Below are 11,372 nucleotides of genomic sequence, written 5' to 3'. Positions count from 1 at the left end.
TATGCAACAAAATAATCAAAAACCAGAAGTAAACAATGGGCCGTTTGCGGTTTTGAAACGTATTATAAGCGGTCGACCAGCCTTTGAGGTGGCGCAGGTTGAACATGGGCAAGATGATCCAAAGGAGCACGACGGGGTTGCGCATAACGGAACTAATCCGTATTTGCAGGCATCTGGCCGCAAGGTCTACCCAGTGGTAAAGGTGGCAAGTGCGCATTTTCACCGGAGCGGTGACCACAGTGAATTACGAGTTCATATACATAACGAATCTCACTTTGACATCCAACTCGATAAAATCCGGTTGCTTGGCCGTGTGGTTGAGCTTGACCGAAACCTTGCGCCACATGGCAGTGCCGAGTTTCTTGTGTACCAGGGGCATTCCATTCACACTCGACCAGACGCGCGGGCAGAGCTGATGTATCAAATCATCGGTTCAAACGACTATTTTATGAACCCGCACGACATACAGTTTCGCCAGGAGTCTGATGGCGTTTTCTTGGTAACGGATTTTCGCAGCCGCGATAATATGGTAACAGATGTGTAAATAGGTCTGTGTACTGAGTACAAATTATGGTACATTTGTGAGAGTAGGGTGATATAAGGAGCAAAACCATGTCAGAACATAAACTGAAAAAAACCGAGAAAGTCGACAAGACTGATTACAGTGCTGATACAACAGATGCACGGGTTTTGAAAGAACGAAACGCCTATGAGCATCCCGGATTTTTCCTGCGTGGGGCTGTTTGGATTGTGTCGCGCTTTCCGCTGACACGACATAAGTACCAAAACTGGACAACGAGTCGTACTATCATCGTCGGCTGGTTGCTGTGGCTTATTGTGCTACCAATTATTCCAATAGTGGCGGCAGTGATTTGGTACGTGCGTGACCCAGAAGGATTCAAAAAAAGCCCGTGGGCAAAAGCGTTGCTCGGCCTGGCAGTGGCATGGGCTGGGTACGCGGGGGTTATTCTGACAAATCCGTCCCAGGCTAATGTAAACGGTAAATACTCACCGCTTCAAACCCAGCCAAATGGCGAAGTAGCTGGTAAGGCTGACCCGCTTAATACACCAAGTGCCGAGGCGAAGCAGAAAGTTGCGGCTCAGAAGGAAAGTAAAGATTCTGGCGGCCGCAAGTTTGAAAACTGTACAGCCGCATTTGAAGCAGGCGTCTTTAACATCAAGCGTTCAAACGCAAGTTACGAACCGCGTCTCGACCGCGACAGCGACGGCATTGCGTGCGAGAAATAGCTATGGATATAAAACAGGTACTCCTTGAACAACTCTCTGGTGCTGCCGCTGAAAAATTAGGCTCACGGAACGGACTGGATGGAAACAGCACAAATTCTGCGATGGATTCGGCGCTCACGGCTATACTTAGTGGCTTGCAGCAGGAGGCCGGTAGCAGTAAAGGAGCAAAAAAGCTCGATACTGCTCTTGCCAAAGACCATAACGGCTCCATTCTCGATGACCTTGCGGGTGCGGTCGGCAGTGATTCGACAAAATTAGACGGCGGTAAAATCCTTGAACATATTTTTGGAAAAAATACGGGTAAAGTTACGGACAGTGTGGCGCAGAACTCAGGGGTGAGCGGTGCTGCTGCGAGTGATATACTGACAACACTTGCACCGATTGTTCTCGGCCAGCTTGGCAAGCAGAAACAATCAGACGGTCTGGATGTGGGTGGTCTCGTGAACATTTTGCTCGGGCAAAAGAGCGGGAAGGGAGACGCCGGCATAGGCGACGCCGTATCTGGCTTGTTCAACAAGAAAAACGCTGGCCTCCTTGCCCTCCTGTTGGGTTTTCTAAAGCTTTTCTTGCGCAAAAAATAGTATATAACACAGCAGCATAACCAAGTGTTCAGTGGTACAATGCTTGCTATGGATGAAAACACCGTAGAGGCGCAGCGACAAAAAGAAATCGATTCGTACCAAGAAACCGATGTATTCGCCTGGGCAAATAACCTCGTGCAATACAAAGACGAGCTCAAGATTGAGCTATTTTTTATTTCGAAGAACTATGTTCTTTATAGGACGGCTATGGCTGATGGGCTGAAGAAACAGCTCGAACCAATATTTATAGATGATTTACTCGACTTTGTACTCGAGGGAGCCGAAAAAGGGCTCATAGTTCGCGGCTTTGAAGATGCTGAGGCTGAAAGCAATGTTCTGCAGCGCACCCAAGTTTTCAACGTAGAGAAACTCCGCGAAACACTTGGTTGGTTGCACACACAAGAGCGAGAAATTGTACTGTTTAAAGACGAAGAACATGATATTAACCATATGAAGGGCGTCTTGGCACGCGTTTCGCACCCAGAGATGGATAAGCCGTTTTACCTGGCAAAAGTTTTGCCAAAATCTCAGGTCATGAAGGGCAAGCAGGGCTGGATGCTTCGCGCTGATAAGTTTGTCCCATTTGACGCAGAGGCGGCGCTGCGTCTTCCGACAGACCCGCAGTTACTGGTGCTCGACCAAGACCTGTATGTTTTTAGCCAGAGTAAGCTGAAAACGCTGTTTGGCTACGATGCCAAAGAAGCCAGTATAGCCGAAGCCAAGGTGCGCGAGATTATGGAAGTGTACGGGCTGAGTTTCCCGGAGGGCGTTGGCATGAATGCACTGCTGAAAGGGAAAAAGCAGCTCATACAAAAACTGCAAAAGCTCGAAGTGGGCAAGGTCAGCCAAGAAAAGGCACTCGAATACGCCGAAGACATGGATTTGGAGCTCATGCCAGATGACCAAGGAAAAATCATCATCATGGACGAAAAAGACCTCACCACGTTTGTGAACATCATAAATGAAGACTACTGGGAATCGCCGCTAACCGGCGAACGCTACGAAATCATTAAAAAACGCCCCTTGAAAGTCAAAGACGACGAAACCGAGGTGTAGTTTTGTCAGAAACACAGCCCAGAGAAGGAAAAACCGAAAAAGCCGCTCGGTGGTACCGAAACGTCAATGCGCTGGGCGCAGCAGCCTGTTTTGCCGTTGGAGCGTTTGCGCCTGCTGTGGCGGTAGCAGCGAACGTTCTGGGCGCCGTTAACCTCGCTCAGGCGGCGGGCGGAGAAGTGGTTCGTCAAAATGCCCAAAAACGTCGCCGTAAGTAACGCTCCACCTGCCGTTCACAGTCCTAACATCCATAACCGGCACGAGAACGCTTTCGTAGCTTCTTGTTAAATAAACCGTACGGCCGTACAATTTAAATATGGCAAAAAATGCACAAACCAGCGCGCTGGTAGACGCAGTACTCAGAACGGCCGTCTTTGGGACGGCACTAACGGCGCTTGTACTTGCGCCAAATGCGCTCATTGGTCTGGAAGGACCTATGAAGCGAGCATTCGACGCGCTGGACAGGCGCGCGCAAGAGCGGGAGATAACACGAGTGCTCGCCTATATGCGCAGTAAAAAACTGCTCGCAGAGAACTATGAGAATGGGCTCGAAATCACAACTCTCGGCAGACTCCGCCTCAAGCGGCTTGAGTACGATAATCTGGCTATACCCGTCCCAGAGGTGTGGGATGGACAGTGGCGACTCGTACTCTTCGATATACCAGAAGAGCAAAAGCGGGCGCGGCGGCTATTTACCGACAAGATAAAGCAGATGGGCTACCGATACTTGCAGCAAAGCGTTTGGGTGCACCCGTTTGAATCACGCCGTGAAATTACGCTCGTGGCCGAAAAGCTAGATATCAGCCGATTCGTCACATACATAATCACCGCCCATATAGACCACGAAGCCGTACTCATAGACCGTTTCAAAACCGTGTTTGCCCCTGAGGGAAAATAAACCGTACGGCCATACGGTTTAAAATGACGGTTTGATACTTCGTTTAAGGTATGAAAGGAAATCAGGGGGGTGGGTTTGTTGAAAATTAGTTCTGTTGTAGTTGCAAGGCTGGGGCAGGAGGGTATACTAGAAGTACTTTCGGGGGCAGTGACGCCGACGAAGCACGATGTAAACGCATAGCGTAAGGAGATAGGTACGATGAGACAGTCACAAGCACTCAATCTAATGATGCAGGGCCAGTCGGTTTTTTTGACGGGTGCGCCTGGGGCGGGGAAGACATACGTTTTGAACCAGTTTGTGCGTCTTGCCAAGCAGCGGGGCAAGAATGTAGCCGTTACGGCCAGTACGGGGATTGCCGCGACGCACATAGGAGGTAGCACTATACACAGCTGGTCTGGGCTAGGAATACTTGATAGCTTGAGCCAGCACGACCTCGCTCGCCTGAGCGCCAAATCGAACTTGGTGAAGCGCTACAATAGCACCGATATACTCGTTATAGACGAAGTGTCAATGCTGCACGGTCGGCGGCTCGATATGGTGAACGCGGTTGCAAAAAAGATTCGGCGCAGTGACGCCCCGTTTGGCGGCCTGCAGGTGGTGTTGGTGGGTGATTTGTTTCAGCTACCACCGGTAACACGGGGGAGCGACACAGCAGATTTTGCCCACCAAAGTGTAACCTGGCAAGAACTCAACCCCGTTATATGCTATCTGAACGAACAGCACCGGCAAGCTGCCGGAGATACGCTTTTGGACTTGCTGGGTGCCATGCGCCGCGGCGACGTAAATGAGTTTCACGAGCTAGCACTTCGAGAACGTATGAATCGGTCCATACAAGACGCTCAGGCGGTGACTCGACTGTATGCTCACAACGTAGATGTCGATACCATAAATCATTGCCACCTCCAGGCCATTCAGCAGCCCGCGCGCCGTTACACTATGGAGGCAAAAGGTGCGGCTGCCAAACGCGAACAGCTTATGAAAAGTGTGCTCGCACCGGAGGTGTTGGAGCTAAAAAAAGGCGCCGAAGTTATGTTTGTAGCCAACAGCCAAAAAGGCAAATTTGTAAATGGCACCCGGGGCGTGGTGGTAGACTTTGTGAACGGCGCACCTCTGGTGGTTACGACCGGCGGCCGCGAAGTGCTAGTAGAGCTGCACAGTTGGTCGCTTGAGGAAGATGGCCGCGTGAAAGCTGAGGTGACGCAGCTCCCGCTCCGGCTCGCGTGGGCCATCACCATCCATAAAAGCCAAGGCATGAGCCTGGATGCCGCCGAGATTGACCTGAGCCGGAGTTTTACGCCCGGTATGGGCTACGTGGCGCTGAGCCGCGTGCGAAGTATGGACGGCATATTTCTGGTGGGCATCAACCACACGGCGCTTGCTATGCACCCGGTCGTACATGAGTTTGACCTGTGGCTGCGGGAGGCTTCGGAACAAATGGCGTTAAAAACAGCTGATTTTACCGAAGAGGCCGAAAAAAATGAGGTGGAATCGGCACTCGACGAAGCACTACTAAGCACACTCAAAAAATGGCGCACGGGGCAGGCAGCCAAAGAAAAAATCCCGCCCTACATGGTTTTTCACGACACCACGCTCCAAGAGCTTGCCGCCCGCCGCCCACAGACCACTCAGGCACTCTTGGCAGTAAAAGGTATGGGTAAGATGAAGCATGAAAAATATGGGGCTCAGTTGCTGGAAATCCTAGCTAGTTAGATGCAGGCTCTCGCGCCTGCAGGCGACCTTCTTTCTTTGCTGTCAAAGAAAGAAGGCAAAAGAAACCAGGCCAGAACTCCAGCATCTTGGTCAGGCTTTGTCAGTTCTACAGCCAACGCGACAACTCGTCAGTAATCAATTGCCACTGGCAATTGATTACTTCTTCAAACAAGTCGCCTTGCCTTTCGGAAGTTGTAGAGCCTGACAACACCTGAGCCAAGAGCCTTCGCATGGCCGTCTCGGCTGTATCGCTTGCGCGATTATTTTCTGAGCGGCCTACGGCCGCGTTCTTATCTCTTAACTCTTATCTCTTAACTCTGTATAATAAACTCATGAGTGAAAATCAAAAACAGGGGCAGGGGAGGAAACCGTGGTGGATTGGGCGGCAACAGAAAAAGCCGTCTGCGCCAGCGAAGCCAAAGGGAAATTACGCGTTTATCGATAGCCAGAACCTGAACCTGGGGGTGCAGAAGATTGGTTGGAAGATGGACTGGCACAAGTTTCGCGAGTGGCTGCGCAGCGAATACAACGTGACACAGGCCTACATGTTTATAGGCTATTTGCCCGACAACGAATCGCTGTACGAGCAGATGTATGCCCATGGGTTTTTGGTGGTGCTAAAGCCCACGGTTGACATAAAACAACGACCAACGACCAACGTTCAACGTTCAGCAAACAATCAACCATCAGCCATCAACGATAGAGCGAAACATGCTCGTCCGGGTGAAAATGACCTAGGCAAAACAGAGGAAGCAGAGAAGCCCCAGGTGAAAGGGAACATAGATGCTGACCTTGTGCTGTACGCCATGAAAGAGTTGCCACATTACGACAAAGCGGTTATTGTGAGCGGCGACGGCGACTTTTTTAGCCTTATAGAATATCTCCGCGACCAAAAGAGACTTCTAAAAGTACTGGCACCCAACCGCCGTTTCTCTACCTTGCTGCAAGAATTTGACGAATACATAGAAGGTCTAGACCAACACAGGGGCGAGCTTGCCTACCGCACCTACCGTAAACCGAAAAACAAATAGCCTTTCTCGAACTCCATGACCGCCAAACGCTAAATGACGCACTATTTGGGTATCCACGCATGCCAAAATAAACCGTACGGCCGTACGGTTTAAAAATATCAGGGGTAAATGTAGTGGGCGGTGAAGTGGACGGCAGGCTCGGGATATGGTGAAGAAAAACTGGAAGGCAGGACGGGGCGGTAAGTTGAGAGGGGGTGAAAGAGGTGTAAAATGGGGGTATGCAAGTGAAGATAACGAAATACGGGCATAGTTGTGTGCTCGTGGAAGCCGAGGAGCGGGGCAAGCCGAGGGTGGCGTTGTTTGACCCCGGTGGCTGGAGCGAGCTAGATTTGGACACAATTGGGTGGATTGATGACGTGTTTGTTTCTCATATACACGGTGACCACTGTGACCCGAGCAAGCTGCAGCAAATAGCGGCAAAGTTCCCAGATGTGCGTATTACTGCACCAACTGATGTAGTCAAACTGCTGCGCGAGCAAGGGATTCACCAGGCAGCAGATATTGTTCCTACGGGGGCGGCCGCATTTGCATCTCCCCACGAAGAAGTACGTCCATTCGGCGCAGTAGTGCCGGAAGAAATTGGCATACATTTCCTGGGTGTGTACACGCACCCTGGTGACAGCCATAGTTTTGCCGCAGCCATGCCGGTGCTGGCGCTACCAGTGGTGGCGCCGTGGGGCTCTACTCGCCGCGCAGTAGAACTTGCCCTAGAACTAAAGCCAAAGTACGTTTTGCCGGTCCATGACTGGTTTTTGAGTGATACGGCACGGGAGTGGACGTATGAGGGGATGGCCCAGGTGCTAGCCGCGCAAGGAATCACGCTGCTGAAGCTACAGCAGGGCGTGGCAATAGAGCTTGATATCCGGTAGTCACTCTACAACTATCTCTGTCATTCCCGCCCCACAACCCAAGTTGAGGGTAAACTCCGGCGGGAATCCATGCGCTCCTCGGACGTTCGTGCGTGCACCTTACCTCGCAGTCTCGCTAAACTCTCACTCAGGCACCGGCACCTCTCGGATTGCCAGCCGACCAGGATCTTTTGCTACCAAACTATATGCCGGTCTCGCCCGGTAGGGCGACTTACTTTCTGTGCTGCCACAGAAAGTAAGCAAAGAAACCAGGCACATCTCCAACTTCTCGGTGACTGTTGTGACAGACTACAACGCGAAATCACTGCCACGTCGCAATTTCGCATGTGTTGTAGCGCGTCACAACAGTCATGCCGGGAAGCTTCCGTAGTGCCATTTCTAGCTGTATCGCTGACGCGATGATATATTTAGTGGCCGGTAGTCGCGGGGAGGGGTAGTGTAGTATTTACATAACCCCAATCACCCATTAGCCAACTGGTACCCAATGAGTGTTCGGATGTAGTGAACGAAGTAGCCCTGTACGCTTCTTGGAAATGAGCTTACTAAGCAGTGGTTCTCCTTGAGCTTGCCGAAGCTGGCCTCTACCTTCTGTCTCAAGGTTTGCAGGAAGTATTGCCAATCTGTCATCAGTGCTCGTTTTCTGTTGTTTGCCACGACGACGATGCCATACTTCTTCCAGAGACGCTTACGCATCGGACTGGCGGCGTAGTGGCTATCGCCGACGACGACCTTTGTCGCGTGGTTGACGAGCTTCTCAAGATGTTGGGCATCGTACTCATTGGCTGGCGTAAAGCAAAGAGCTGCCAATTGCCCTTTGAGATTGACGGCCGCGTGCAGCTTAAAGCCATACCACCAACCCTGGTGGTTCTTACCAAACTGAGCTACACCTTTGGCTACCTTATGCCGGTCAGCCCGCACCGTTTTACATACGGGTAGCATCGTGCTGTCACAGAACCTGAGCGGTGCATCATTCGCTAGGGTTAACTGCAAGAACCAAACCAGTGTTGGAAGCAAACGATGGCAATGACGAACAAACTTCTGGTACTTGGGGAGTTTTGGGAAACAGTCAGCATAATCACGTTCAATCCAGCGGTACAGGCTTTTGAGGGTTTTATGCGGCTCGGTTAATCCATCCCAGATGAGAATGGTGAGTAGCTCACTATCTTTCAGGATTGGTTTCTGGCCGGGACGGACTGGCTGAGTCACCAGGTCATCTACCCAAACGAAGACATCTACGATATATTGTTTCTGTAAAGCACGCATTTCTTTTCTCCTGTTTGTTTAAGCGATTAACAGTGAAAAGTATAGCGTGCTTTACAGAGGAATAATATCGTAGATGTGTTTGTTTGGGTAGACGACATAGTCGTCCAACCAAACAAACGAGGTCAGCATCCGGCCCTTAAAGACAGTGAACTCCTCACTATCCTCATATGGGATGGCCTCACCGAACCCCACAAAAACCTTTCGAGTTTGTACGGCTGGGCTTGCAGAGAGTACTCGGATTGTTTTCCTCATATGCCCAAGTACCAAAACTTTGTGGCTCACGTGCATCGATTACTGCCACAGATGGTTTGGTTGCTACAGACGCTTCTAGCAAGCGGAGCACCGCTCCGCTTTGTCGACAGCACAATGCTCCCCGTCTGTAAGCCCATACGTGCTAACAGACACAAAGTAGCCAAGGGTGTAGCCGACTTTGGCAAGAACTGGCAAGGGTGGCACTACGGGTTCAAGCTCCATGCGGCCATAGATTACAACAACAGGTTAGCAGCTGTTGTATTTACTCCTGCTAATGAACACGACAATCAGCACATCGAACAACTCGTGAATGACCACACGAAGATACTTGTCGGCGATAGTCACTACGGTGGCAGCGTCATGCGCAAGCGACTCTGGAAGAAACATAAAACTATAGTGATCGCACCACCGCATCATACTCAAAGAAAGAAATTAGCCGCAGACTGGCAAATGCTTTTGCTCCACATGAGACCAAAGATAGAAGCTACCTTCGGCAAACTCAAGGAACACCACTTCTTGGTCACTTCGTTCCCAAGAAGTGTTAAGGGTTACTTCACGCACTACGTGCGCGTACTACTCGGCTACCAGATGAGGGTAGTTTCGTGATTCGGGTCACATAATGTTGACAAAATGGTTATGTTTTGATATGATAGGTTAGTTCAGTAATAACAAACACATCATGTCAAAAAATACTAAAAAAAAGTTAAAGAACCGTTTGCACTCGCTGCATTTTCAAGTGGGGCTGTATGTTGCAATCGCCGCGTTGCTAATAACTGCAATGAAAACGAGTCAGGGCATGATAGCGGTGGTGTATAGCCAAAATACCCATGGCAGCGGTGAAATGCTACACAACACCCATATGCGTGAAGCAGAAACCCACATAGGCCACGCTCAACTCAGCTTTGCTCGCCCCGCCCGCGTAAGCGGAACATAATATTGCACTATTGACAAATAAGCATAAAGGGAATATAATAAGACACATGAAAAGACCAACAGCCTCTGCAGATCCAAAAGAATTGACGCGTGGTCAGAAGATTGTTCGAAGAGGTATCCCTTTTTTGGCTGCTACAGCTATTATTGGGACACCGATTGTTGCCAAGTTTGTTGAGTATGTCCAAACTAGCCTTGGGCAGGGTGTTGCTGAACAAAATGCGATTGCAGGGGCTCGGGTGCACTCTTACAAGTCCGGTACGTTGCAACTTCATCCTGGCGTAAAGACATATGCTGCCCCTGATACAAAGGGTAGGCACGATGTCGGCGCCGGGGAGTATGTAGATGGAAATGAAGTTCCTAGCGATGCTGTTGGGGTCAATAGAGCAATAGCAAACCCGGTTGAATATAACGATCCCGACGGAACGCAGTGGCTAGGGTTTACAGGTAGTAATGGAGAGAAGGCTTGGATTAAGATGGGCGTCATAGGTCAAACAGATCCGGATGGCAAACCATATGCTGAATGGCTGGGCAATGATAATAATCCTGCGAGTGTTCCATCTGTTGTCTCGAACGAAGGAGTATTCGTTGACCCCTCGCAACCTCCTAAGGATGGTCACCCCTTTCGGTTGGGTGTTGAAATAGCTGGAACTTAAACAGAAGACCGTTAGCTAGACTGTGGGGAAGTGGTGTAAAAAGCACCACTTTTTTCGCATTATGTGTATTGTAGTGGGTGACAGTGGGTAGTAGACTGTTAGCAGTGGGTAAAAGTAGGTAACCCGCGTAAAAGAACGGCGAACTACCTCTCAAGTCGCCAAAAGAATTCTCTCGAAGAACTTTTCGGCAAAAAATCCTCCTACGCGACACCCATCTCAATAATCTGATTGCAGACTGCTGAGAAGGGGAAGCTCCGGAGGAAAGAGAAAAACAAAAAACTCACCGCACACTTAAAAAATAATCATATGACACAGGTGGATTACTTCCAGCGCAAACTCGACGATAAACGGCGGTTAACCATACCGACCGAACTTCGCGAAACATTTGCCGGTGGAGCGGTCATTACCCGTGGATTTGGACAGTATCTGCACCTGTACCCGAAAGGGGTCTGGGATACGATGGTTGAGCCTCGGCTGGCCGGAGACATCCTAGACGAGCGTATCGCTGACCTGAACGTGCAATTCCGCATGGGCAAGGTAGAGCAATCACTCGATGGCAAACAGGGGCGGATAACGCTTGAGCAGCACTTACTTGACTATGCCGGCATCAAAAAAGATGTCACCGCAGTAAGTGTCGGAAATTATTGGCGCATTCTGGCAGCGTGAGCAGGCATAGAGACCTGGCTCATTTGAAAAAACCTTAACAACCTAAAGCGCAAGAATCATGAAGAATGAATCATGAATCATGCAAACACGAATGAGTCTAACCTTCGATGCAAAGAACCGTCTACGGACGGGGAAGAGCAGTCGGAGTCGGCGGATTTATTCCGCGACCCCGCACGATGAGAAACCCCGAAGGGGTGTCTCATTACCGCGAAGCG

General features: G+C 50.3%; 14 protein-coding genes. 13 read left to right on the top strand and 1 reads right to left on the bottom strand.

The window, feature by feature from the left end:
* Position 1 precedes the first annotated feature (1 nt).
* The 9 genes from IPP75_02510 (at position 2) to IPP75_02470 (ending at position 7,390) form a co-directional block, all read left to right on the top strand.
* Positions 2–544: a hypothetical protein gene (locus tag IPP75_02510; protein ID QQS69983.1), complete on the top strand. Its 543-nt coding sequence runs from the start codon at positions 2–4 to the stop codon at positions 542–544.
* A gap of 68 nt (positions 545–612) precedes the next feature.
* The gene (locus IPP75_02505; GenBank protein QQS69982.1) at positions 613–1,248 is read left to right on the top strand and encodes an excalibur calcium-binding domain-containing protein; all 636 of its coding nucleotides are present in this window, start codon (positions 613–615) and stop codon (positions 1,246–1,248) included.
* A gap of 2 nt (positions 1,249–1,250) precedes the next feature.
* The gene (locus IPP75_02500; GenBank protein ID QQS69981.1) at positions 1,251–1,829 is read left to right on the top strand and encodes a DUF937 domain-containing protein; all 579 of its coding nucleotides are present in this window, start codon (positions 1,251–1,253) and stop codon (positions 1,827–1,829) included.
* A gap of 48 nt (positions 1,830–1,877) precedes the next feature.
* Complete coding sequence (locus tag IPP75_02495) at positions 1,878–2,885, top strand: DUF4868 domain-containing protein (GenBank protein ID QQS69980.1); 1,008 nt, start codon at positions 1,878–1,880, stop codon at positions 2,883–2,885.
* A 2-nt stretch (positions 2,886–2,887) separates the two neighbouring features.
* Positions 2,888–3,100: a hypothetical protein gene (locus tag IPP75_02490; protein QQS69979.1), complete on the top strand. Its 213-nt coding sequence runs from the start codon at positions 2,888–2,890 to the stop codon at positions 3,098–3,100.
* Between the two features lie 98 nt (positions 3,101–3,198).
* Positions 3,199–3,780 (top strand): hypothetical protein, encoded by a 582-nt coding sequence (locus IPP75_02485; protein QQS69978.1) that lies wholly within the window; start codon positions 3,199–3,201, stop codon positions 3,778–3,780.
* A gap of 198 nt (positions 3,781–3,978) precedes the next feature.
* Complete coding sequence (locus IPP75_02480; protein QQS69977.1) at positions 3,979–5,490, top strand: AAA family ATPase; 1,512 nt, start codon at positions 3,979–3,981, stop codon at positions 5,488–5,490.
* Between the two features lie 332 nt (positions 5,491–5,822).
* Positions 5,823–6,521: an NYN domain-containing protein gene (locus IPP75_02475; GenBank protein ID QQS69976.1), complete on the top strand. Its 699-nt coding sequence runs from the start codon at positions 5,823–5,825 to the stop codon at positions 6,519–6,521.
* 218 nt (positions 6,522–6,739) lie between these two features.
* Positions 6,740–7,390, top strand: a complete 651-nt coding sequence (locus tag IPP75_02470) for an MBL fold metallo-hydrolase (protein ID QQS69975.1) — start codon at positions 6,740–6,742, stop codon at positions 7,388–7,390.
* Between the two features lie 459 nt (positions 7,391–7,849).
* Here IPP75_02470 and IPP75_02465 read toward each other — a convergent pair whose 3' ends face one another.
* Positions 7,850–8,653 carry an IS982 family transposase gene (locus IPP75_02465; GenBank protein ID QQS69974.1) on the bottom strand — a complete coding sequence of 268 codons (804 nt, stop codon included), beginning with the start codon at positions 8,651–8,653 and terminating at the stop codon, positions 7,850–7,852.
* A gap of 75 nt (positions 8,654–8,728) precedes the next feature.
* On the opposite strand from IPP75_02465, the gene IPP75_02460 reads away from it, so the two are divergent.
* The 4 genes from IPP75_02460 to IPP75_02445 all read left to right on the top strand — a co-directional run bounded on the left by IPP75_02460 (position 8,729) and on the right by IPP75_02445 (position 11,157).
* Positions 8,729–9,511, top strand: coding sequence for an IS982 family transposase (locus IPP75_02460; protein QQS69973.1), 783 nt, complete (start codon positions 8,729–8,731; stop codon positions 9,509–9,511).
* A gap of 73 nt (positions 9,512–9,584) precedes the next feature.
* Positions 9,585–9,839: a hypothetical protein gene (locus IPP75_02455; protein ID QQS69972.1), complete on the top strand. Its 255-nt coding sequence runs from the start codon at positions 9,585–9,587 to the stop codon at positions 9,837–9,839.
* A gap of 46 nt (positions 9,840–9,885) precedes the next feature.
* Entirely contained in the window at positions 9,886–10,491 is a 606-nt protein-coding gene (locus IPP75_02450; protein QQS69971.1) for a hypothetical protein, read from the top strand.
* A gap of 306 nt (positions 10,492–10,797) precedes the next feature.
* Positions 10,798–11,157 carry a hypothetical protein gene (locus IPP75_02445; protein QQS69970.1) on the top strand — a complete coding sequence of 120 codons (360 nt, stop codon included), beginning with the start codon at positions 10,798–10,800 and terminating at the stop codon, positions 11,155–11,157.
* The last annotated feature ends 215 nt before the right edge of the window (positions 11,158–11,372 follow it).

Source organism: Candidatus Saccharibacteria bacterium (genome assembly GCA_016700375.1).
Classification (GTDB): domain Bacteria; phylum Patescibacteriota; class Saccharimonadia; order Saccharimonadales; family UBA4665; genus JAGXIT01.
Note: the sequence above shows the minus strand (reverse complement) of the source record. Positions and strands in the feature narration are given on the sequence as shown.